General features: G+C 52.6%; 20 protein-coding genes and 1 pseudogene. 10 read left to right on the top strand and 11 right to left on the bottom strand.

Annotated elements, in window-relative coordinates; translation table 11 throughout:
• Positions 1 to 268: 268 nt before the first annotated feature.
• The 4 genes from GQA94_RS06780 to GQA94_RS06765 are packed head-to-tail and all read left to right on the top strand — an operon-like array spanning position 269 to position 6391.
• A complete protein-coding gene (locus GQA94_RS06780) occupies positions 269 to 2230 on the top strand; it encodes a hypothetical protein (RefSeq protein ID WP_138407004.1) in 1962 nt (653 codons plus the stop codon).
• Positions 2220 to 4316, top strand: coding sequence for a phage integrase (locus GQA94_RS06775; RefSeq protein WP_015275583.1), 2097 nt, complete (start codon positions 2220 to 2222; stop codon positions 4314 to 4316). The genes GQA94_RS06780 and GQA94_RS06775 overlap by 11 nt, the downstream gene beginning before the upstream one ends.
• Positions 4317 to 4925, top strand: a complete 609-nt coding sequence (locus GQA94_RS06770) for a hypothetical protein (RefSeq protein ID WP_015275582.1) — start codon at positions 4317 to 4319, stop codon at positions 4923 to 4925.
• Positions 4922 to 6391, top strand: a complete 1470-nt coding sequence (locus GQA94_RS06765; protein WP_063613243.1) for a tyrosine-type recombinase/integrase — start codon at positions 4922 to 4924, stop codon at positions 6389 to 6391. The genes GQA94_RS06770 and GQA94_RS06765 overlap by 4 nt, the downstream gene beginning before the upstream one ends.
• 78 nt (positions 6392 to 6469) lie before the next feature.
• Here GQA94_RS06765 and GQA94_RS06760 read toward each other — a convergent pair.
• From GQA94_RS06760 to GQA94_RS06735, 6 genes and pseudogenes are all read right to left on the bottom strand, one after another.
• Positions 6470 to 6673, bottom strand: a pseudogene (locus GQA94_RS06760) (chemotaxis protein); the annotation flags it as partial.
• 224 nt (positions 6674 to 6897) lie between these two features.
• On the bottom strand, positions 6898 to 9423 hold the full coding sequence (hrpB, locus tag GQA94_RS06755) for an ATP-dependent helicase HrpB (RefSeq protein ID WP_003292681.1): 2526 nt from the start codon (positions 9421 to 9423) through the stop codon (positions 6898 to 6900).
• Positions 9424 to 9635: 212 nt separating this feature from the next.
• On the bottom strand, positions 9636 to 9914 hold the full coding sequence (locus GQA94_RS06750) for a BPSL0761 family protein (RefSeq protein WP_015275580.1): 279 nt from the start codon (positions 9912 to 9914) through the stop codon (positions 9636 to 9638).
• 73 nt (positions 9915 to 9987) lie between these two features.
• Positions 9988 to 11172, bottom strand: a complete 1185-nt coding sequence (locus tag GQA94_RS06745; protein WP_003292679.1) for a UvrD-helicase domain-containing protein — start codon at positions 11170 to 11172, stop codon at positions 9988 to 9990.
• The gene (locus GQA94_RS06740) at positions 11165 to 12823 is read right to left on the bottom strand and encodes an ATP-dependent nuclease (RefSeq protein ID WP_015275579.1); all 1659 of its coding nucleotides are present in this window, start codon (positions 12821 to 12823) and stop codon (positions 11165 to 11167) included. Before GQA94_RS06740 ends, GQA94_RS06745 begins: the two co-directional genes overlap by 8 nt.
• 478 nt (positions 12824 to 13301) lie before the next feature.
• Positions 13302 to 13550, bottom strand: a complete 249-nt coding sequence (locus tag GQA94_RS06735; protein ID WP_101153433.1) for a hypothetical protein — start codon at positions 13548 to 13550, stop codon at positions 13302 to 13304.
• A gap of 63 nt (positions 13551 to 13613) precedes the next feature.
• On the opposite strand from GQA94_RS06735, the gene GQA94_RS06730 reads away from it, so the two are divergent.
• Together GQA94_RS06730 and tnpC are read left to right on the top strand one after the other, a co-directional pair.
• Positions 13614 to 13790, top strand: a complete 177-nt coding sequence (locus tag GQA94_RS06730) for a hypothetical protein (RefSeq protein ID WP_003292677.1) — start codon at positions 13614 to 13616, stop codon at positions 13788 to 13790.
• The gene (tnpC, locus tag GQA94_RS06725; protein WP_003292676.1) at positions 13787 to 14149 is read left to right on the top strand and encodes a Tn3 family transposase post-transcriptional regulator TnpC; all 363 of its coding nucleotides are present in this window, start codon (positions 13787 to 13789) and stop codon (positions 14147 to 14149) included. Before GQA94_RS06730 ends, tnpC begins: the two co-directional genes overlap by 4 nt.
• A gap of 25 nt (positions 14150 to 14174) precedes the next feature.
• Here tnpC and GQA94_RS06720 read toward each other — a convergent pair whose 3' ends face one another.
• The gene (locus GQA94_RS06720; RefSeq protein ID WP_003292675.1) at positions 14175 to 15134 is read right to left on the bottom strand and encodes an arsenic resistance protein; all 960 of its coding nucleotides are present in this window, start codon (positions 15132 to 15134) and stop codon (positions 14175 to 14177) included.
• A gap of 209 nt (positions 15135 to 15343) precedes the next feature.
• On the opposite strand from GQA94_RS06720, the gene GQA94_RS06715 reads away from it, so the two are divergent.
• Genes GQA94_RS06715 through GQA94_RS06705 form a run of 3 tightly spaced genes read left to right on the top strand, consistent with a single transcriptional unit; the run spans position 15344 to position 16921 of the window.
• Positions 15344 to 15778: a disulfide bond formation protein B gene (locus GQA94_RS06715; RefSeq protein ID WP_003292674.1), complete on the top strand. Its 435-nt coding sequence runs from the start codon at positions 15344 to 15346 to the stop codon at positions 15776 to 15778.
• A complete protein-coding gene (locus tag GQA94_RS06710; RefSeq protein WP_008569955.1) occupies positions 15775 to 16455 on the top strand; it encodes a DsbA family protein in 681 nt (226 codons plus the stop codon). Before GQA94_RS06715 ends, GQA94_RS06710 begins: the two co-directional genes overlap by 4 nt.
• 4 nt (positions 16456 to 16459) lie before the next feature.
• On the top strand, positions 16460 to 16921 hold the full coding sequence (locus tag GQA94_RS06705; RefSeq protein WP_003292672.1) for a methyltransferase family protein: 462 nt from the start codon (positions 16460 to 16462) through the stop codon (positions 16919 to 16921).
• A 214-nt stretch (positions 16922 to 17135) separates the two neighbouring features.
• Here GQA94_RS06705 and GQA94_RS06700 read toward each other — a convergent pair whose 3' ends face one another.
• Positions 17136 to 18056 carry a cation diffusion facilitator family transporter gene (locus GQA94_RS06700; protein ID WP_008569956.1) on the bottom strand — a complete coding sequence of 307 codons (921 nt, stop codon included), beginning with the start codon at positions 18054 to 18056 and terminating at the stop codon, positions 17136 to 17138.
• A 377-nt stretch (positions 18057 to 18433) separates the two neighbouring features.
• On the opposite strand from GQA94_RS06700, the gene GQA94_RS06695 reads away from it, so the two are divergent.
• Positions 18434 to 18763 (top strand): hypothetical protein, encoded by a 330-nt coding sequence (locus GQA94_RS06695; protein WP_023444715.1) that lies wholly within the window; start codon positions 18434 to 18436, stop codon positions 18761 to 18763.
• Positions 18764 to 19042: 279 nt separating this feature from the next.
• On the opposite strand, the gene GQA94_RS06690 is transcribed toward GQA94_RS06695, so the two are convergent.
• From GQA94_RS06690 to GQA94_RS06680, 3 genes are all read right to left on the bottom strand, one after another.
• Positions 19043 to 19168 (bottom strand): hypothetical protein, encoded by a 126-nt coding sequence (locus tag GQA94_RS06690; RefSeq protein ID WP_023444716.1) that lies wholly within the window; start codon positions 19166 to 19168, stop codon positions 19043 to 19045.
• 233 nt (positions 19169 to 19401) lie between these two features.
• Entirely contained in the window at positions 19402 to 22572 is a 3171-nt protein-coding gene (locus GQA94_RS06685; protein WP_015275576.1) for a CusA/CzcA family heavy metal efflux RND transporter, read from the bottom strand.
• Between the two features lie 17 nt (positions 22573 to 22589).
• The gene (locus GQA94_RS06680) at positions 22590 to 23936 is read right to left on the bottom strand and encodes an efflux RND transporter periplasmic adaptor subunit (RefSeq protein WP_015275575.1); all 1347 of its coding nucleotides are present in this window, start codon (positions 23934 to 23936) and stop codon (positions 22590 to 22592) included.
• Between the last annotated feature and the right edge of the window lie 3 nt (positions 23937 to 23939).

Here is a 23939-nt window from a genome sequence, read left to right as displayed (position 1 = left end):
TTCGGAGCCCCTAGCCAAGGCCTTTCAAACCCACGCGTCGTCGGAGTTGATTAACGTTCCGCTGAAGCTGCTCGAGTGCTACCTCCAACTCATCGAGGCAGAACTCTCCTACGTCCATCTGTCGAGTCGAAGCTGCGAGCCGATCATCATCGGTTTTGTCGGTGCATTGCGATCAAGAACTTTGGCCGATAGCAAAGAGCCTGTTCGGATTCGCTGGGCTCGACGTTTCGTAGAAACACTTACAAGTCTGCGCGACGAAATTCCAGGCATGCCCAATTTCGACTATTTGATGGCCGACCTCGAAGAAGGGAAAGAACTCTGGGATTCCCAGCAGAAAAAATTGAACCCATTGGCCTTGCGCTATTGGAACGGATGGCAAGTCGACTCCCTAAAAGGAGTACCAAGTTTTCTCGCGCTGGGAGAACTATGGCACTCCCATGGCCCTGAGTTTACAGAAGAGTACTACCGGACATGGAAGACTTTTTCGGCCAAGCAAGCAAGATGCAACACCACATTGTGCAACAAGCTGGCCAGCTATTTATCGAAGAACTCTTTGGAGTGGCCAACTACAACCTTCCAAAACCCAGAAAATATAAAATCATTCTTTTTGCACTTCATGAAGGAGCACTTCTTAACCGCATATAGAGAAAATCTAAATATACCAACCCAGATAAAAACGTGGAACAGGTTCATATCGAACTGCGAAGAGGCCTTTATACAATCAGGAGTTTGGGCAACCCCTTTTGGGGATGGACTACCACGGCCCATCCGCCCCAAACAACACAGAGCGCAAACAAGAGTGTCCGTGTCTGATGAGGGGGTGGAAATCCATGAAAAACTTATCACTAGAGTCCCTCTCGAAATAACTGATAACGAGGCAATAGAAATATTATTCAAAAGTATCCACAAAGACATCGAAACCGTAAAATCCTGGGCAACAGAACAAGCCAATGAACTTTACTCGAGAGTCCAACTTCGTATACTCGCAACCACACGGATAAACTCCTCGGAAATCAAACCTCGAAAAGGCTGGCAGCGTCGGAGTTACGATCACGAATCAATTTGCGCGATTTTTCAAAGCAACGGCTTTCCATCCTCGCGCATGGACTTCGAACACCAATACGGATACACCATATTATCTGCTGATGTCGCAAATATACTTGGACTTCCGGCTGCTGGCACTCTTTATCCCTACCAATGCTTACTGGTAGCAGAGCACAATGAGATCACAGAATCTTTCCTTAAGAATTTTCGTTTGTATGACGACAAAGGTAGAAGATCCGGCTTTGTGAAAACCGACACCGGGTATCAGTTGGTCGGCTTCAAGGATAGAAGAGGTGGAAAGCTAAGCGAGCAGAAAATACAACTAAACGCGAACTCAACAAAGCGAATCTTCGAAGTAATAAAGATCACAGCACCGTTAAGAAAATATCTCAAGGGAATTGGCGACAGCCGATGGAAGGAGTTATTCCTGACCTGCGGGAAGGGTTTCGGTCACCCGCGGAGCGCTGTAATTCCGACTTGGAACAAAGCGCTATTCGATAAACACACACGGATTTTTGAACGACTTGCACAACAATTTTCAAATCATACTTCCTTGAGGGGTACTGAACTAAAAAATTTCTTATCTCGAGTCACCCTTTCTAGTCTTCGAGCCTCATGTGGGGTAGAGGTATATTTAAAAACCCAAAGCGTCGAAGCCATGTCCAAAGCGCTCGGCCACGCAAACCACGACTGCCTGCAACTTTCTCACTACCTGCCGGAGTCAATACTAGCCTTCTTCCAAGCCCGCTGGATAAGAATTTTTCAGCGCGGCTTAATCTGTGACGCGATGAAAGATAGCAGCTTCCTCATAGAGGCCGCAGACTTCGAGACAATGGAAGAGTTAAATCTATTTCTTAAGAACCATGCACTAAAAGACATCCCTGACCACCTGGTCAACCCGGAGAACACTCAAACAACTGAACCCTATTCAGCGAATCAGTACTCAGAGGTCTACATCTCAGTGGATCCAGGGATAATGACCGCCCTCGTATCATTAGAGAAAGCAGTGGCTACAGCGGAACGACCCGAAGAAGTGACAGGAGTAGCACGATACTGGGCAGATCTAACGAAGGCCGTTGTTGCCGAGATCAGAAGGGATAATGACGCACTACTGAAAGACCACCTTTATGTCGCCGAGCAGAGGTGTAACCCCCGCAGAATGGAGAAGTTGATATATGAATGTTGAATTACCAGCAGAGCTAGACTTCCTAAAAGCGTTCTACACCGACCCTAGGACAGAATACAAAAAATCAAGTTGGTTGCTGAGTGATTTCGACTTGCACATATGGAAATATGATTTCAATTTTGCGACCCCCAACACGATCAACTGGGACATTACATTAGACGACGAAACTTCTCTGCTTGCCCAAAAAAACAAGCCATTACTAGACGGGCTAAAGTATTTTTTAACAACATCTACACGTTCTGTTCGAGGATCGGCGATCGAATTAGGTTCACTAGCCGCACAGATGACGATGTTTAACAGGGCCATTCACGTTGCCGATTACATTCTTCTGAATGCAAAAGAATATCAGCTATCCAGATTCGGATTGGCTGGAATCAACAGCCATCACATGAAGAGAATGCTAGACGTCTTCTCAAGCGTCAACGGTTCGGAAGAGTCGGTTTACGAGTGGACCAAGACTATCAGCAAATTTTGTTTAAGCTTAATAAACACTTCCAGTTCTATCGAACTCGATAGCATTCTAGATCAATATCCACGAATGCGCATTGTGACTGACGAACAACTAGATGAGCATCACCTGGAAATACCTTTTGATTTAATACCTTATGCAAGAGCTGCCTTGCATTTGCATGGATATTATAAAAAAAGATCAACTGCTGGAGTCCGCACCCCTAACACCTTGCAGCTAGCGAAATCGCTTTATGCCAACACACTGAAAGGCGGGCATCTAAAACTAAAAACATTAAGCTCATTAGAATTCTATACTGATAATGAGAGAGAAATAATATCGAGAGAGTATCCCGGTTCATCGGTCAGGACAGGTGACCATGAAGCAATGACATCCGGTCCATTTCGCGCCTACAGATTTTTAACATACAACCTTGGAATTCTTCATGAAATTGGGCTTCCAGCTCCCGAAGTATCAGAGCTGAAGCAGATACTTGATTATGAACCATCACTCTCTGAAGCTGCTCGGTTTCGGACGCTGCCGTACCCAATAGTGAGAGACGCCTTCAGAAAATCAATCGAGTACCATTTCAAGTATGGAGAACTTCTAATAGAAGGTTTCTGCCGCATGGCAGAGCATTGCAACCTCAATGGAATTGCCCCTACGCAACTTACCAATGGAGAGTTACAAGACATTATGCCCCCTGAGCTTATCGACATGGGAATTAGGAAGCTTGGGCTTGTATGTCAAACGGTGTCTATTAGGCACGGCGCACTGAGAAAGCAGTCAAATTACTTCATAGAACTCAGAAATAATGTGGGACTGATTGAGTGCTTACGCATCTATATTGGATGTGTCCAGATGGTAGTTGGAACAATCATGGCTCGCCGAATAGGAGAAATGCTCGATTTGCACTCGACTGACTGCCTAGATAAAAGCGAAAGATGGTTGATCTTCTTAAATAGAAAAAGCACATCCAACCTGTTCGGCATAAGACAACGCCAAGCACGCCCAATCGAACCCATTGCCGTAAAAATGATTAAAAACTTAATTTCCATGCAGCAGAGACTTTTAAAAAGCGGATTCATAACTGAAATGACTAGCCTCTTTGCCCCCCCCGGACTCCTCGGAAATGCCGGGCTTAGTCAGCAAACAATGTATGCCTACAATAGAAACCTAGACTTGTTGTGCGATTATTTCGAACTACCACTAAATTCAAAAGGAGAAAGGTACTATATCCGACAACATCAACTTCGACGCTTTTTCTCCATGGTATTCTTCCACTCGAGCAGTTTTGGAGGACTGGAGACACTGCAGTGGATGCTCGGGCACACCGACATGCAGCATGTTTGGAATTACATTACTGAGTCCACTGATGGTGCAGTTTTGCGTAGCGCTAAGGCTCAGTTCATAGCAGAAAGCTTGCATAATGGCGATATCACTGCTTACGAAGATCTAGCCGAAATACTAAAAATTCGTTACAACACAGATAATTTTGCTCTAGTAGACACTGCTGAACTTGAAGACGCAATCACCGACATGATAAAGACAGGGAAAGTCCAGATTGAGCCAGAGTTTTTCACAGACGAAACCGGCCAACATATGCGCGTGGTAGTAAAAATTCAGAGCACAGACTAAATGAAAAAAATCTCCGACCTAGAGCCACATGCTAGCGCCACATTAATAACCAGTGAACTTTTAAAGCTAATCTACCGTAATCCTGACTATTTTTCCAAAAACGAGAACATTCTAAAGGCTCTCAGAAGCCAAGGAGCGCTAGCCAAGCTCGAATTCAATTTCGAGGACTCAGGGGCTATAAAGTCAAAATCCCCAATGAGCATCAACACTTTAAAATCTCACGCCAACTTACAGTTCAAGGGAGGATTTAAGGAACTTGATACCCTCCGCCTAGCGGCATTGAGGGCCATTGAGAAGGTCAATGGCAGCAAAGAGGCCACTTCAACAAAACGCACTAAGTCCGGACTTTCGCGACTAGTAACTGAACTAGAGGAGAGACTTGATAAGCAGCGCTGCGCCAACATGGTCCTCCTCCAGGGATTAAGCCTGGCAATTAACGAGTTAAGAAATATACGTAGCAATCTAGATCCCGCTCTACTTGAAAAGCGGGCAAGCGATGCCGTTCAGGCACTTACTGCTCTACTGAGCCTCCCTCCAGAACAGCCACCCCCCCCCTCCCCTTCTTCCGGAGACGGGCGAGTTACGCGACTGGAGGAGTATCGCAAGTGACAAACCACCTTCGCCAACAACTATTTAAACCACTTAAAGAGCTAACACTCTTTAGCTACCATGCGCATGGAAGTACTATAACAAAAGATGGTTCTGGCCTGCCGTTTTGCTGTTGGCCTGATGGCACGCCCAATAACGTCGCAAATCTCTACATGCTCGCACTACGTGACCGCCCTGGCCGAGGTGGAAAAGGCCTATCAAGGCACGGCGGTAAAGGCGGAAGCATTGGGGAGTATGCATCCAAAATAAGCCCACTAGTTCGCTACTGCTTCAGATACCGAACTGACTTTATAGGACTGTCTGACCAACAGTTCTCAGACTTCATTGACGAATTAAGAAAGGAGCGATCTGTCAACGATCCCACTGTAAATAGGCGCACCGAAACTACACTCCTAGCAATTGGTAGGATCTGTCTAGATTTTTTGCAATTCGTAGGACGTCTTTATGGCGACGATGCATTTGTATCAGAGAATGGAACCATCCGCGCCGTAATGAAAACATTTACTATCACAACGCGCTCAGGAAGAACGATAAAGCGGAGTTATCTGCATCACCACTCTCTTCATGTATCTGGAACGCGCTACCACACGCGCGATCCGATCCCGAGCGAACATATAAAGCTTTTGCGAGATTCAGCAAACAAAATCCACCCATCGAGACACCTTCAACTTCGACGGAATCTGGTGATTTCCTTGCTTGAGCATACGGGCGCTCGACGCAGCGAGATAATTGAAATTACCGTTTCGGACATACGTAATGCCATGAACATGTCGTTCCCATTGCTACGTCTGCGAACCTTGAAACGTGGAACCTATTCCGAGCGTTTTATCCCGATTTCAAGAGTGGTACTAAGCGAAGCTAAGAAATATATTCAGTTTGCCCGCAGAATATCTCTTCGCAACTTCAAGGACACGGATCACGACAGACTCTTTGTTCAAGAAAAGACTGGTAAGCCGCTCGGTGCCTGCAGTATTACGAATGAAATGATTCAACTTAGAAGTCACGCCGGCATCGAAGAAAAAGTCTGTGCACACATGTTCCGCCATGCTTTCATCACCAATCTTTTCGTACTCCTAATCAAAAGACACAAGTTCAAGCAAAAGGACGACTTCAGAAGCGCCCTGCTTAATAGCAAAAAGTTTCTTTACGACGTCATGCTGTGGACTGGCCACAAAGATCCCCTCTCGGTAGAACGGTATATTCATCTTGCATTCGCCAAACTTGATGGATACGAAGACATCGTTTCATCTGCCCATATAATCAGGACTAACCGTATATATGACCAGGCCGAGGAGCTACTTCTGAACGCATTAAAAAATGGTATGCCAGTTGACGAGTACGTGCGTGAACTGGAGAAGCTAAAGCAACTTCGGCAAGAAGATCTCAAGAAAGAGACAAAGGAAGAGGAAGAGGAAGAGAATACGGAGTCAGTCAAAAGCTGGGAGCATTGGCATAACCACCTTTGAATGTTGCGATACAACTCGCTTCACTGCCGAAGCGTCCATAAAGCGCGTGTCTAATGACGACGACGTTTACCGGTCGTTCACTGGGGCGAAAGAGACAATCCGCTCCTGCCCGTGCAAGGTGGCATCCTGAATGCCCGACTCAATCCGTAGGGCTCTGTCCGGATAGATGTCCTTGAGGTTCGTCATCACCTGACCCTTGTCAAGGCTGAAGATCACTTGGCCGTTGTGATCAACCAGGAATGCATGGTCGATGCCGCCAAAGTCCACGACATCTATGATCCTCCACTAGGGTGTCAAGGGTGAACCGTCGCTTAAGTTCCGGAGCACACATTTACAAAGGGCCGAAATCTGCAAAAAACGGGCACGTCGACTCTACGAATGGCAATACGGTAAAACTCGCACGGCCCTAGTACGCCGGTTGACTGGCACACTCAACAGAGAGCCAACCTGCGTTGCTCTCGAGGCAACACTGGGTTCCGGTTCACACGCCCGCATTGAGCAACAGCCTACGATTTTCGCGGCTTAGCTCTAGCTGTAGCCTGGGCCACAAGCGGGTCCTCAGGCCAGTAATGCTTAGGGTACCTACCTCGTAAATCTTTCTTCACTTCCGCGTAGGTATTGCGCCAGAAACTCGCCAGGTCCTGGGTGACCTGCACCGGGCGCTGGGCCGGGGACAGCAGGTGCAGCTTGACGCCCTGACGGCCACCGGCGATGCGCGGAGTGTCGGCGAGGCCGAACAGCTCTTGGAGGCGCACCGCGAGAACCGGCATCTCGTCGCTGTAGTCGAGGCGGATGCGCGAGCCGGAGGGCACTTCCAGCGTACGCGGCGCCAGCTCGTCGAGGCGTTGCGGCAGCGGCCAGGGCAGCAGGCCATGGAGGATGCCGGCGAGGTCGAGGTTGGCGAAATGGCTGAGGCGGCTGACCTTGCCCAGCCAGGGCTGCAGCCACTCCTCCAGGCTGGCCAGAAGCGCCGCGTCGGAGAGGTCTGGCCATTCGCTGCTGCCCGTGTCGGCCAGGTCCAGTCGGCGCAGCAGCGCCACCCGCGCCTGCCACTGGCGCAGCTCCGCACTCCACGGCAGCAGCTCCAGCCCCTTGCGTCGCACCAGACCGAGCAGCGCACGCGAGCGGGCCTCGTCATCCAGTTCGGCAAGGGCTTCGCGGGCCAGCACCAACTCACCCACTTTCACCTGACGTTCGGCGCGCAGCACACCTTCGCGCTCTTCCCAGTCGAGCAGGTCCTGGCACCTTACCTGTTCGGCCAGAGGGCCGTCGAACAGTGCGGGATCAAGGTCGGCCGCGAGATAGATGCGCTCTTCACGCTGGCCCTGGCGGCTACCGAGATCGGCGATCACCAACCAGGGCTCCTTCATCAGCGCATCCGGCTCGCCAAAGGTGGCTGCACGGCCATTGGCCAGCCGATAATCGGCCCCTCCGGCACGACGTTGCTGGGCAATGCGGTCCGGGTAGGCGAACGCCAGCAGGCAGCCGAGCCAGCGCGGGTGATCCGGATCGGCCACCGGCTCGCTGGCCGGGCCACGCAGGTAGGAACGGAACTGCCGCGCCAGCTGGCGAGCACGCTGCACGCCGCCACGAGCGCCACGCGCTGCCTTGTCGTTACCGGCCAGCAAGGCGAGGCGGCTGTGCAGGTCGGCACCGCCACCACGCAGGATGTCGCGCTCGCCCAGTAGGGCGGCGAGGTCACAGGCCAGGCCGCCGAGTCCCAGGGCGTGGCCACGTAACAGCAGGTGGGCAATGCGCGGATGGGCGGGCAGTTCGGCCATGGCCTGGCCATGGCGGGTCAAGTTGCCATCGTCGGCCAGTGCGCCGAGGCGTTGCAGCAGGTCACGGCCCTGGGCGTAGGCAGCCGTGGGCGGCGGATCGAGCCAGGCCAGTTCATTGGGATCACCAATCCCCCAGCGCGCCAGTTGCAACGCCAGTCCGGCAAGGTCGGCCTGGAGGATTTCCGCGCTCCCGTGGGCGGCCAGTTGCTCATGCTGGGCCTCAGACCAGAGCCGGTAGCAGGCACCCGGCTGCAGACGGCCGGCACGGCCGGCACGCTGGGTCGCGGAGGAGCGGGAAATACGCTGGGTGTCCAGGCGAGTCATGCCACTGGCCGGGTCGAAGCGCGGTACACGCTCCAGGCCCGCGTCCACCACCACGCGCACGCCATCGATGGTCAGGCTGGTCTCGGCGATGTTGGTGGCCAGCACCACCTTGCGCTTGCCCGCCGGTGCCGGCTCGATGGCCGCGCGCTGGGCAGCGAGGTCCAGTTCACCGTGGAGCGGGCAGAGCAGGATCTCTGACCGGCCAGCGAGGCGCTCGGCCAACTGCTCGGCGACGCGGCGAATCTCCGCCTGGCCGGGGAGGAACACCAGCAGGCTGCCAGGTTCATCGGCCAGGGCCTGGAGCATGGTCTGTACCACCCGGGGTTCGAGCGCCTCGCCGATCTGACTCGGCCGCCCCCAACGCTGCTCCACCGGATACATGCGACCTTCGCTGCGTACCACAGGCGCCTCGTCCAGCAGGCGCGACAGGCGCTCGCCTTCCAGCGTGGCGGACATCAGCAGCACCTTCAGCGGCGGTTCGTCGCGCAACAACTCACGGCCGTTGAGACACAAGGCCAACGCCAGATCGGCATCGAGACTACGCAGATGATACTCATCAAATATGAGCAGCCCAACGCCATCTAGGGCAGGATCGTCTTGAAGCCGACGAGTAAGAATGCCTTCAGTCACTACTTCAATTCGAGTCTGTGGTCCGACCTTACTCTCCAAGCGAATTCGATAGCCGACTGTTTGCCCAACGCTTTCTCCCAGCTCGCTCGCCAGTCGCTCAGCTGCGGCTCTGGCAGCTAGTCGACGTGGTTCGAGCATGACAATAGTCTGGTCGGCCAGCCAAGGCTCTTCCAGCAGCGCTATTGGTACTCGCGTTGTTTTGCCTGCCCCCGGCGCTGCCTCAAGTACAACTTCATTACGTGCAGACAAGGCATCTCTTAAAGCGGGCAAAACAGATTCAATCGGCAACAAACTCATGATGGCTCCTAGCTGAGCCACCAATTATAGATACGAGGGAAGCTGTTACGGCACGGCGGTATGTCAATCACGCCCAGTGCACGGCTCCCTTCGGGCCGCTCAGAGATAAACGGGGCCTATTTAAACGGCATGATGGACATCAAGGCCACAGCCAGCATCTGCCCCTTGAACACCTGACGAGGGGGATCCTCTTGCCAGTGTTGCGCCCCGGCTCAGCTGGCTCCGTGATCCGAAAACATCGGATCATTTAACAGCCAGCTGACTAACACCGGATGTAGAGGTCCATGCTTGTCGGCCAATAGGGAAAGCTCTTGCTTGGATCGCTCTTCCACTCGACCAGCCAACCAGACGGCTTCTGCTGTCGGGTAATGCCGAAGTAGATTATTTGCTTGGTACCGTACGTTTTCAGGAAGGCTCGTGTCCCTAGCCAGCTCCTGTAGGAAGTCCCGTGTTTGAACAACGCTACGGGTGCGCTCATGGGCCATCGTCATGGTATTGCTCCTGAAATGTCCGCGGGGAGAGGCGGCTTCTCGTCACTCAACATGAGTCGTCAGCCTCTCCGCCTCACTTTTCGATCACTGCATTGAGCGCGCCAGAGCCATCCCATATGGGGTAAGGGAGCCCTTTCACCTTCTTATCCTCGACGAGGAAGGCCAGGCTATAGCGCGCGCGGGTAATCGCGACGTATAGCTTGTTTCGCGACTCCTCCGTCTTATCCTTGTCGAACACTTTGGCATTTCCGCCAATGAACTTCAGATGTTTATCTGACGGGATCACAAGCACTCGATCAAAGCCTAAGCCTTTGCAGGAACCGAACGTATAACAGATAAGGTTACCCGGTAGGTATCCAGTGCCGGTGGTGGACGACCAGCGCAGTACTTGAGGCTGAAACGCTGCCAAGTAATCGCTCACCTGAGATTGTTTCACTATGAAGGTGCCATGGTGATGCGATATTTCGTCTGGCACTTTCTCGACACCTGTTACCGTCTTGTCATACAGCCCCAGGTGGATCGTGTCGGAGAGGTCGCAGATTTCTTGTATGCACCTGCGATTCTTCGGCATCGAATGCTTTTCGAACTTCATTTTCCCGACGAAGTAATCGACCTTCTGTTGAGGCGTCTGCGGAGCCTTATGGCCGAACGTCGTTGTGTAGATTGTCTGTCGAAAGTCGCCCACACAACAGATCGAGTCGACCATGACCTTGTTGAGTGATTTGATCACGTCGTAGTCCCAACCGACCAAATCCTGCACTTCATCAAAATAGACCCTTTGATAAATCTCCTTCAACCGCTTGGCAGGGGCATTTTTGGATAGTTTCGCAATGAGGGTCGCAAGCTTTGCCAAAAACCCGGAGTACGCCTTTGTTTTGCAGGGCGTCAGGTAATGCAGTGGATTGATCGTGCCATCTTCCGATTTTTCAGCTCTGCCTTCAATGTAGTAGGTTGTACCTGATATTAAGTGAGGGTTGTTCTCAGTGAACGAGATAGTCGTGATCCGATCTGGAAATACCTCGCTCTGATAGGGACGCACCATATCTTCCAGGTAAAAAGAGAACAGCCCCTTGACGACGAAGTGCTCACTGCTAGCACCGTACAACTCAACAAAACGAGAGCGCAACTCTGCCTGATTATTGGTTGTATAGGTGACTACAAGCACACGTCCACCAGCCTTGATGGTCTCAATGGCTTCAGTAATGATCTTGTGCGTTTTCCCTGATCCGGCGCCTGCGACCCAGAGTTCGTTAGGCAAAATCGAGCACCTCGTCTAGAAAGGCTGGGTACTTGAAGTCCAGTGCGCCATCGAACAGTTTGACCGCAGAGTCGACCTTGCGAGCGCCTTTACCGTTGCCCTTTACGCTCTTGAACCAACGGATCAAATTTTCCCTTCGATCCTCCAGAGAGACCTCTGCGTTGTAGATATTGAAGGTTTCCGTCGACAAGACTTCCTTTGCGAAAGCGTCAAGGGTTTTAATGTCAACTGCGTTGGCATAAATCATCGCTGGCTCAAGCGAAAATTCGGCGTCGTTCATCGACGAGTACAGCTTGATGTTAGGAAACGCAGCGTATTCCAGACGTCCTTGTACAACGTTACCGTTATAGTCGCCGTCATTATCCCTGAGCACATGGATCTTGGTGCCGATCTCTTTACCGACTTCGATGAACGTCTTGAAACCTACACCGCGTACCACGATGATATCTATCCCGTCCTGCTCAGGCAGTCGGTTGTGTTTTCGTTGGTAGATTTTCTTGAGCACCAGTTCGTCCGACGGCCCCTCGACCAGGATGACCTTGCCCGACAGTGCCACCCGCAAGGTGTCGTAGCCAGGAAGACGCTTGAGGGTCTTCACCACTTTAGCGTCTAGCGTGTGCAGCCTTTTGTACCCTGACTGCACAAGGCAAATTTTGTCGATACTCAGCTTGTTCAACACATACGAGCTGTGGGTGGTCAGGAACAGCTGCTTGTCTCCTCGCTGGGTTTCGATGTAGTGCACAAGCTTGTTCAGATTGGTGTGAGATAGATGATTTTCGGGCTCTTCCATCATCACCAGATCGATGTCGTGGGATTTGTTCTGAATGGCCAGTTTAATCTGCACATTGCTCTGTTCACCCTTGCCGATGAGGTGAAAAGGCACATCATCGACCTCAAGCTGTAGGCCGGTCTGGATGGAGCCCGCAGGTAACGTACTTGCTGCAATGGTGAGCTTGCTATCGGTGATAAGGTGACCCGCATCAAGGCTGGCATTGACCGTCCTGACCTCCCCGGAGTTGTTAAACACCTGCAGGTTTTCACGATAATTGAGGGTCAGCTTGACGAGCTCTTCCTTCGCCAATGCGGTGTTGAGAATGCTCGAAATGTACTGGTTCTTCCCCATGGTTGGGTGGATACGTGTGGGGTCGATGTACAGCGCCTTAAACTTCTTAGCGATCGGTTTTATCGGATTCCAACCGAAATCGAGCCATTCCACCTTATAGAATTCGATCGGAATGCTGGTGATGTTCGGCTTGGTCAGCAGGTGGCTCTCGTATACGGCCTCCAGCGACGGGTCGAAACAGGCTTGTACCAAGACGCCCTGGGCGTCAGCCTTGAGGCTGTTGTTCGAGCCTCGGTACTCAGGCACACCGTCAATGTAGGCTTCGATGATAAGGCTGGGCAGGTGCTTGGAGCTCAAGTCAGAGGCGAGAAACCGCGTGACGGCATCCTGATTGAAAAGATCAGGGGAGAACTCGCCGTTGAAGGGCCGTCCACGATGATTGTAATTGAGCACAATTTCTAACGCTTCCAAGATTGTGCTTTTACCAGCATTGTTGTCGCCGACGAAAATATTGACGTCGTCGTTGAATTCTAGAAGTTCGTCGCGAAATTTTTTGAAGTTGATCAGCTTGATGGCTTTAACGTGCACTCTAAATCCCTCTAGGCATCGCTTGATAATGGCGTATTACCATGGCAAATGAACCGTACCTTGGGTGGTGTGTGCTGTCCATATGGCTATCAGCTGAAGACGAACGTCTAGAGCAGTTTTGAATCACCTCGAGTGCCGTGGTCACATCTAATGCCTGCTTTTGGCCCAGAGTGTGTAAAAACGCTTCGTCAAAATTGAAGTGCGCGCGTCTACGTGAAATCTGAAATTTTTCGGCACCTCAGCAGATGTGGATTTCGCCCAGATGCGCGATTTCCAGTCCGGTTTTGAGTACCTGTCGCGCTCGAAAACGTTTTTACACAGCCTCGGCCGATTGCAGCCGGTGACGACAGGCACCTGTCGGCCAAAAGCTGCCTGTCGTTGAGTGCAATTTTTGACTCATGGCTGCCAGCAACGGCAGCAGTTAAAATGCTCAGAGACGATCACTCAACGAGCAATAGACCTAGTTTGTTCGACCGAGCTAGATTAGTAAAAGCTCTTTCACTTTTTGCTTGATTTCAGCAGGGCTTTCTTCAAATCCGTATTTACCGGCATTATCTTTAGAAGAGTTATATCCCAAGAAATAACCATTGTATTGAAAGTAGTTAGTGTCAATTTTTCGCCTGCTTGGCTTGCCTTTTTCCAGCATATCCAGAAGCGTTTTTAAGTGTGAGCGTGTTAGCCAGAATTTTAGAAGTAATCCGCTCCCTAGCACTTCAGTGCCGATCATTGGAGCTGCTTGAAAGCCCAAGGCCTAGCTCAGGGCTAGTCGTCTACACCAGTTCCGCTATGTATGCTGAAGGGGGCCCAACCACTCTACCTGACCAGCAACCTCAAGCGCTTCGGCGAATTCAACCTCAAGCTAAACCGGCCACCGGAGCCCTGGATCAAGGACTCGGTGTTCCAACAAGCTGCCGGCTCGCTGCGGGTGATCAGACCTAGCCAGCTAGATACCGAGAAAACGCCATGATCAACATTCCTCCCGCATCCTTCCGCCTTACACCGTACGGCGAAGTGGACGCCGTGGCGTTGGAAAACCTGCGCGACAGCTTCGACACCTCTCAACTGCTCCGGCTGGTTGATCGCTTGGACGTCTGCTTGGTGGAACTGGGTGGAATCACCTCCATTCGCGACGAGCTACTGAGATTGCATGCGATGGCTCTGACGATAGTTGAGGGCATCGCTCTTACGGTGCCTGCCGAGAGTGCTTGTATCTGGACAGAAGCCCAATCTCTACAGATGGATCTTGAGGCACTGGTTTCTTGGGCGCGCTCCGCTCAGCTCATCATTGCGCCGCTGATCAATCTTGCTCCACAGCACGAGGCATGAGCGCTCTCGCCGATTTCGACGAGGCTCAACTGTTTCTGACCATGGCTGGAATCGCCCGTAAGTAGATCAATTCACCAATCAGTTCTACGAGTGTCTGAGTAATCACAGCCGCCGCGGCCAGCGCGCGAATGGACTCCGGGAGCGCTAGGGCCAGGGGAAGCACTACAAGCGAGTTGCGAGTGCCTGAGCTAAAGGCCACTGCCCGTGCGGCAGAAGCCTCCAAGCCAAATAGCCGGGAGCTGAGTACGCCGAGGGCCGGAGCGAGTAGTAGAAACGCTCCGTATACCGGAAGCAACGGCGCCAGGATGTCGAGTTGGTACACGACAGCCGCGATCTGCGAACCCACCACCACGATTAGAACCAGGGCCATTGCAGGCACTGGCAGCCAGGCCCAACCTGCGCTCCATGCGCGAAGCAGCAGAGATCGGCGTCCGCCAAATTCGGTGAGCACAGCCGCTACCAAGGGTAGGACGATCAGTAACAGGAAGGCTTCTGCGAAGGGCCACAGCTCGATCACTGTGCCGGCTTCGGGGCCAAGGATTAGCCGCAAGTAGAGGGGCAGCAGCAGAAGCTGGAGCAACAGCAGCAATGGCGTCGCCGCGAGCACCAGACGAGAGTCCCCTTTGCCCAGGTGGGTGAAGACCACCACGTAATCGATACAAGGCGTCAGCAGGACAAGCAGCGCGCCGACCAACAAGGCCTTGTTCGATGAGAGCGGCCACGTCACCAGCCACACCATCAATGGCACCAATAGGAAGTTGGCCAGCAACAAGGCACCGACGAAGCGGCGGTTGGCAAAAGCTTCTCGCAGCTCCAAAAAAGGAATCTGCAGAAACATGGCATACATCAGCACGGCAATCGCCGGTGTGATGGCCATGGCCGTCAGTCCGGTGAATTGCGCAGAGCTCAGGCCTGCAATGGCAGCGGCCACCACCGCCGCGAAATAAAATGCTATCTGGTGTTCTTCCAGCCAGTCCCGCGACATCTGATATCTTCCCTTGTTGCGCAAGGGCGACATTCTCCCACTGGCATCGGATTTAACCCAGCGTTGAGGCTGGTTGCTTTTCGCTTTGCCGTTGGGCGAAGTCCGCAACGGTCCTAACAAGTCCTGCCGATAAGAGGATGCATGATGTTTCGAAATAACTGGATGGCGGGTCTGAGGCAAGTGCTCGCCATCGCCAGGAGTTAACCGCAATGAATCCTCAACCTTCAGGCATGCCCTGGAACCTGCTGCTGCTAACCTGGCTGGTCGCACTGGTATCGACCCTGTCCGCGCTGTTCATTGGTGAGGTGATGGGCCAGGCACCCTGCGTGTTGTGCTGGTTCCAGCGTGCCTTCATGTTTCCGCTGGCGGTGATCCTGGCCATCGCCTGCTACCGCTCGGATTTCACCGTCTGGCACTATGCCCTGCCGCTGACCGCTATCGGTGCGGCACTGGCATTTGTTCACACGCTGCTCTATGCAGGGCTGATTCCACAGCCGATCCAGCCCTGCACGGCCACTGGTCCATCCTGCTCAGGCGCCGGAATGACCCTCTTCGGCGTGGTGCCCCTGCCGGCACTCGCCTTGTTCGCTTTTATCCTTATCGCCATCCTGCTCATAATCATCCGTCGGAGAACCACCCCATGAATCGCCGTTCCGTGGTCCTGATCGTCAGTGTCGTGATCCTGGCCGTCTTTGCTGCCGCCGCATTCTTCTATTCCCCCTCGCAATCGCCTCAACAGGCCCAGGCTCCCGGTTCGACAGCCCAAGAGACCGCGACACAACCCAAACAGAACGGCGGCCAGTTGGTTCGCTTCCACTCACCAGTGTTCGGCCCGGCGCAAGCGCCAGTGACCATCGTCGAATTCTTTGACCCTTCCTGCGAGGCATGCCGCGCCTTCCACCCCTATGTGAAGCAGATCCTCGCCGAGAACCCGGAAGACGTGCGTTTGGTGCTGCGCTATGTACTGTTCCATCAAGGCTCCGAAGAGGTGGCGCGAATGCTGGAGGCGGCGCGTAAGCAAAATCTCCATGAACAAGTGTTGGGGGCTGTGCTGGAAGCCCAACCCGGTTGGCACGACGACCCCAAGGTAACGCAGGCATGGGCTGCTGCAGAGCGCGTCGGTTTGAACTTGGAACAGGCCCGCCAGGACATGCATACGCCTGGCGTCAACGCCGTGCTGGAAACGGACATGCAGGACGTTAAAGCCGTTGGGGTTCGTGGCACGCCGACTTTTTTTGTCAATGGTCGTGCGCTCAGCGAGTTTGGCCCGGAGCCGCTGCGCCAGTTGGTGAACAGCGAAGTGGCCAAGGCACGAGAATGACACTATGAGCGCGCTGGAAAACCGCGTGCCACCGCTGCTCGTGGCCGGCCTGATCGCTGTGCTGATGGGTTTGTCGGGAACCAAATTGCCGGGTTTCGAACTGGCATGGACCGCGCGCCTGACCTTCGCTTTGCCAATACTGCTCCTGGGGCTCGGCGTGTGCCTCGCCGGCGTCCTGTCGTTTCGCCGCGCGCGTACTACGGTTAATCCATTGCAGCCGCAGCAGGCTTCTGCATTAGTGGAGGCTGGCATCTACCGGTACAGCCGCAACCCCATGTACTTAGGCTTTGCCATTATCCTGGCGGCTTGGGCGCTGGTCTTGGCCTCGCCTCTAACCCTGCTTGGCGTAGTTGCTTTCGTGCTGTACATGAACCGTTTCCAGATCCCAGCCGAAGAGTGGGCGCTGGAAACATTGTTCGGCGAATCATTTGCCCGCTACCGTGCACGAGTCCGCCGCTGGCTCTGAGCGTCCGCGGCGGTAGCGACTGGCGGGGCTTGCTCGTCGCGGCAGCCTGCCGAAGGTGCCACGACCTAGCCTGATCTCCTCGTGACGAGCTGCTTTGGCCACATGCCGCTAGCATGTCTCTGGTCGAAGACATAGCGCCAACGAGTGATGTCGCAAGTTCACTCCGTTGATATCGAGATAACTGTCTAGCAACAGCGGTGAGCGCAAAGCAGGCTTATGCTTCGCTGCGATGACTGTCGGCCTGCCTGGTGTCGATACAAACACTGCCGTCTAGCTCCATTTCAAGTGTCGAGTGGCTGACTTTGAATCGCTCATGAAGTACACGTTTTAAATCAGTCTTCACTCGTTCAATTTCGGGCAGGCTAGCCTTCTTGATGACAACGTGAGCTTCCAATGCAGTTGAATGTTCGGCAATTTCCCAGACATGTACGTGGTGAACACTCACAACGTCGTCCACTTGCTCCATGACATTGATTATATCAGTGATGGAAACTCCTTCTGGTGCGCCCTCCATTAACAAGTGAATGGTTTTAGGTAGCATGCTAAAGCCCTGCCATAGCACGTAACCAGCAATCATCAGCGTCAGTACAGTATCTGTCCAATACCAGTCATACAGAAGGATTAATGTTCCGGCAATAATAACACCGACGGAGGCCAGCGCATCCGACACATTGTGCAAGAATGCCGCCTTTATATTCATGCTATTCTTAGACATTGTGTAGGTGAGCAAGGCCGTGACGACATCTACAATCAAGGCTATTCCCGCCACCACGACCACTGTCCATCCTTCAATGGGCTGTGGGGCAAAAAACCGACCTATAGCTTCGTAGATGAGGTAGAGACCAACGATAATCAGCGTGACCAAGTTAATCAAAGCCGCTATGGTTTCACTGCGTCGGTAGCCGAAGGTTTTAAAAGCATCTGGCGGTTTGCGACCGATTTTACGTGCGATGAGCGCAATAACCAGTGATGCGGCATCGCTCAAGTTATGTAGCGCGTCAGCTATGAGCGATAAACTGCCAGAAAGTATTCCTCCAACAACTTGTGCCAGAGTTAGCACAGTATTAACGCCAATGGCAGCGATTAAACGCTTATCGCCTATGGCTTCGGTGTTATGGTTATGTTCGTGAGCCATTGGTTTTTAACCGTCCTTAAATAACATAAGACAAGGATAGGGAGCCCAAAAAAGTAATAGATAATACTAGCACCAATACCATCTGGCCTTCCAAACCACACTGACAGAAATGCGACCACTCTCAAGCGAGTTCGTGCATTATCGTCTGAAACTTGCCGATAACTGGCCGATCCCTCTCAAACGTTAAACGACGTTGCTCGCTAATGATAGATGATGCGGCGTCAATCCGAAGATGACAAAATTGTAATCTTCCAATCATTCTTTTCGTAGGATAGGCCCTTGCAGATTGGTGCGCCTCGGTGCTGACATGACGAAGCAAGGCGCTCATGTCACCGCGCAATGGAAGCATTACATTTCAATAATGTAATGCTTGGCTCATGCTGCTGTTAACTTCAATCACGCAAAATTCATTCGAACCTGCAGGGCTCAGCGAGAAAGCTCAGCAAGCCACCTTTGAATTTAGCGAGGACTGCCCTATGAATCTGTTGAAAGCTATTGTTGTTGGTTTGGTAATCTGCGGCTCCGCATTGTCTTATGCAGAAGATGGTTACGACCGCTCAATTAAATTTAATGAAAAATTCCGAGCAGATCAAAAACGAATTCACGGAACCGAATCCGCCAAACGAAAAATAGACGAATTACAGATTAAGGATACCCGCCAAGATCAGAACAATACGGAAAGCAAGAAAGAAACCAAAGCTGACTAACCGCTTCATATCTGAACGATATTCGCCTCCTGCAGCTTCCAATCTCCTTTGGAAGCAGTTGCACTCTAAGCGCCCTTCGGGGCGCTTTTTTGTTTCCATAACTTGCCCGCAACATCGCTACCAGCGAATCGCCCGGAATTTATATAAGCCGTTTCGTTTAAGTCAGGCCGCCATTGCCTGATCTGTTGTTATTAGCCTTCGCAAGGATCATGTCCGAGTGAGCTGAACAGACGCTGTGGCGTACAGCGCACCCATGTCTGGGTCGCTATCTCAAAGGCCTCACGGTTCGCCCATGATTGACGGTGTCAGCTCGGCCTTGCACAGCCCGCTGATCGTTCCAGCCAGGGCTTTGTCGTAGCTATCGCCCTTTGCTGCCGACCGGGGCAGGTCAGTCGCTGTTTGCATAATCCTTCGTCAGCTCACCGTGGGTGAAAGCCATCAGGTCAAGGACGCGTATGTAGCGAAAGTCATACGCACTAAGCGCTGAGCAATTTTTTATTTACCGCTTAGATGCATCAGACTGCGCCACAAAGGCTGTGCTGTCCGCTGCGCCGCTAATGAAACTGCGCTCCGATAATTAACGCGCCCCGTTCTCGCTAGCTAGCAAGAACGGGGCGTTGTGTGCCGCCATCCAATCTCTAGCTTGTTCTGTCAGCGGCCAACGCGATTTCTTGCTCCTCCAATTCGTCTTCGCGTCGATGAGCCATCTGGTAGAGCAACGGCAAAACTAATAGCGTTAGCACCGTTGAGGAGAGAATCCCCCCGATCACCACCGTCGCAAGGGGACGTTGTACCTCTGCACCGGTACCCACATTCAAGGCCATTGGAACGAACCCGAGTGAAGCCACTAAGGCTGTCATCAATACCGGTCGTAGCCGGGTAAGGGCACCTTCGCGGATCGCAGTGTCCAGAGGTAAACCTTGCTCCCGTAGGCTACGGATGAAGGAGATCATTACCAGGCCATTTAGAACGGCGACGCCTGACAGAGCAATAAAGCCAACACCTGCTGAAATGGACAATGGGATATCTCTGAGCCACAGCGCAACAATGCCTCCGGTGAGCGCAAATGGAATCCCTGTAAAGACCAACAAACCGTCTTTGACATTGTTGAACATCATGAAAAGCAGAATGAAGACCAGGAGCAGCGCCACGGGGACGACAATCTGCAGCCGCTTCGTTGCCGATTCAAGCTGCTCAAAGGTACCGCCCCAGTCGATCCAATAACCTGCCGGGATATCTACCTGGGCCTGGATTTTCTGTTCTGCCTCAGATACGAATGATCCAATGTCACGACCACGGACGTTTGCACTGACGACAATTCGCCGTTTCCCTTCTTCTCTACTGATCTGATTCGGACCGGGGGCCAAATCCAGGGTGGCCACCTCGCCGAGGGGGATATAACTTATGGTGCTGTTTAATTCCCTTGGAAGGGCAATTGGAAGCCGCTCAATTGCGGCGAGATCGCTGCGTATCTCGTCCGGTAAACGAACCACGATATCGAAACGCCGATCTCCTTGAAACAAGGTGCCTGCCTCTCGGCCACCGATAGCTACTGCAACCGCTTGCTGGACGGTATCTAGACTCAGGCCGTATCGTGCGATCTGATCGCGATCGATATCAATCGTGAGCATGGGAAGGCCAGTCGTCTGCTCGACCGTAACCTCTGAAGCGCCTGGTACTTGTCCTAGCACCTCGGATACTTCCGCCGCCGTGCTGTTAAGAACGTCCATGTCATCACCATAGATTTTCACGGCTACCGCGGCACGAACTCCGGAAATCAGCTCGTTGAAACGCAGCTGAATCGGCTGGGAAAACTCGTAGTTATTGCCCGGCAACTCAGCGGCGGATGCTTGCACCTCGCTTAAGAGCTGATTACGCGACTTGCCTGGATCCGGCCACTGTTCTTGTGGCTTCAGCATGACGTACCCGTCAGAGATATTTGGAGGCATAGCATCCGATGCCACTTCCGCAGTGCCAGTTCGCGCAAATATGCGTTCAATCTCCGGAAACTCATCCATAAGCTTTCGCTCCAGCTGCTGCTGCATCTCTACAGACTGACTAAGACTGGTAGCTGGTACACGAAGGGCTTGGATAGCGAAGTCTCCCTCGTTGAGGCTAGGCACGAATTCACTGCCCATACGTGACCCTACGAGGCCAGAAAGTATGACTACAACTACCGCAAAGGTGAGCACTGCTGGCTTGTTGGCCATTACCGCATCGAGCGCAGGTGCGTAGGCCCGTTTAGCATTGCGGATTAGAAAGTTTTCCTTTTCCGTAACCCGCTTACCGATAAAGAGCGCAACGGCCGCCGGGACGAACGTCACCGAAAGGATTATCGCCCCGAATAGCGCTGTCACTACGGTAAACGCCATGGGCGTGAACATCTTACCTTCTACCCCTGTAAGGGCGAATATCGGCAGATACACGATCATAATGATCAGCTGCCCATACAATAGAGGCCGACGCACTTCCTTTGCCGCAGCGAATACTTCATGAAGCCGTTCGGACAGTGTTAATGCCCGTCCGTGATGGGACTGAGCGTGTGCAAGTCGACGCACGCAGTTCTCAACAATCACCACGGCTCCATCGATAATGATGCCGAAATCCAATGCGCCTAGGCTCATCAGGTTGGCGCTGACCTGATTGGCTACCATGCCGGTGAACGTGAAGAGCATAGAAAGCGGTATCACAAGCGCGGTTAGGATCGCCGCCCGGATATTGCCTAAGAAGAGAAAAAGTATAACCACAACAAGAATGGCACCCTCAGTGAGGTTCTTCTTAACGGTGGATATAGCTTTGTCTACGAGTACAGTTCGATCGTAGACAGTAATTGCCTTTACGCCTTCCGGAAGCGAAAGGTTTATCTCTTTCATCTTGTCGTCGACAGCCCTTGAAACTACTCGGCTATTTTCACCGATAAGCATGAAGGCCGTACCTAGTACCACTTCGCGGCCATTCTCGGTGGCTGCGCCAGTGCGGAGCTCCTTTCCAACCTCGACCGTCGCAACGTCGCGGATACGCACTGGGGTACCGTCAACGTTGCTAATAAGGGTATCGCGGATGTCCTCCACAGACTGCATTTGTCCTGGAGCGCGAACAAGATACTGCTCGCCGCGCTTTTCAATATATCCGGCACCTAGATTGTTATTGTTTTGCTCAACCGCCTCGATCAAATCTTGTAGTGTTAGTCCAAACGACCGCAAAGTGTCTGGGTTGGGGGCGATCTGATATTCCTTTGCATATCCTCCGATCGTATTGATCTCAGTAACACCAGGTACATTTCGGACTTGCGGTTTGATGATCCAATCTTGAATCTCACGCAAGTCAGCAGGGGTATACGGCGTACCGTCCGATTTGGTGGCACCTTCCTCAGCTTCAACCGTCCAAAAATAGATTTCGCCAAGCCCAGTGGAAATAGGGCCAAGTGTTGGAGTGACGCCATCTGGGAGCTGATCTTTGGCCCCTCCCAGGCGCTCGTTCACAAGTTGGCGGGCAAAATAGATGTCAGTGCCTTCCTCAAAAATAACTGTGATCTGAGAAAGTCCATATCGAGACAAGGATCGTGTCTGCTCGAGCTTGGGCAGCCCAGCCATTACCGTCTCGAGCGGGTAGGTAATACGCTGCTCCACTTCCAGCGGGGAATAACCTGGCGCCGCAGTGTTGATTTGCACCTGTACGTTGGTGATATCCGGGACAGCATCGATAGGCAGCTTTTGGTAGCTGTAAGCTCCTAACGCTGCCATGCCAAGCACGGCTAGCATAACCAACCAGCGATGCTCGATAGAAAAACGAATGATACGTTCGAACACGATTCTATAACTCCGTATCAGTGAGCATGCGAGGCGCTGGCTTTGCCAAGCTCGGACTTGATGATGAAGCTGTTATCCAAGGCATAGCGCGCTCCGGGCTGGAGGCCTTCCTTGATTTCGACCGCGTCACTATCGCTGCGGCCACTCACGATTGGCTGAGCAGCAAAGCCATGGTCGGTCCGTACAAACACCACCGGCTTTTCTTCCAATGTGTGGATCGCATCAGGACTTACTGCGACTGGCACGGATGCTTCGCCAGCGCCTACCTGCACTTTGACGAACAGGCCGGGGCGCCAAACCCCTTCAGGGTTGGGAAGTGTGACCCGGGCGGTAGCGGCGCGGCTTTGCTGACCAACAAGTGAGCCGACATAAGAAACGGTTCCATTGGCACTGGACTCGAATGCTGTGGCCTCGATAACGGCATTGCTGCCTACTCGTACCGCGCTGAGTGCATTGGCAGGAACGCTGATATCTGCCCACACGGTGGAGAGATCGGAAATGATGAATATCTGGTCATCGGTATTGACTGACTCACCGAGCGTGATGTCCTTCTCAACGATCATCCCATCGAACGGCGCCCTGAGTTCGTAGCGGCTCAATGCGTCTGGCTTGCCAGCATCACTGCCAAGCGCTTGTAGCTGTGCGTTTGCATTCGCAACAGTCAGCTCTGCTTCCCGTAAAGCCTGTTGTGCCTGTAAATAATCCTGTTCCGCAGAAATACGCTCTTCCCATAGCTCCTTTTCGCGTCGATAGGTTTTTTGAGCCAATGCAAGACGTTTTTGCGCCGCGTAGAACTCGCTTCTACGTTCCGACAGGTCTGTACTCGCGATCACAGCAAGTACTTGCCCCTGTTTCACCTGTTCGCCCAAATCGACTTTGACCGCTTCAACGACACCTGAGAGACGAGGCACAACTTGCGCTGTGCGGTCTTGGTTGAATGTAATTTCGCCAGGCAGCTCAATTGCGCTTTTTATCTTTGCGGGCTGAGCAGTTGCCAGTGAGATGCCGGCGGCTAGGATTTGTGTCTCTGAGAGTTCTACCTCTGCTGTTTCAGTATGCTCCGCTCCCTCGGGCTCATCTTCATGCTCATCTTTCTCTGCCGCACCGACCTCGTGATCGCTATCGGCGCCTCCTTCATCATGGCCATGATCTCCTTCGGCTTCTGCATCCTCATCCGAATGCCCTTCATCCTCATGCTCCGATTCGTCACCATGCTCGCTATGTGCGTCGCCCGCATCGGGCACAGCTGGACTACTGCGAAGAAGCAATCCGCCAAGCATAAGTGCCACGCTTAATATGACGACGATCCAAAAAATCTGCTTCTTGTGACCAGCCAAGGAAGATGTATTCGATTTACTTTTCATATG

Origin of the sequence: Stutzerimonas stutzeri, assembly GCF_009789555.1 — a bacterium.
Taxonomy (GTDB): Bacteria; Pseudomonadota; Gammaproteobacteria; order Pseudomonadales; family Pseudomonadaceae; genus Stutzerimonas; species Stutzerimonas stutzeri_R.
This window is presented reverse-complemented; position numbering and strand designations above follow the sequence as displayed.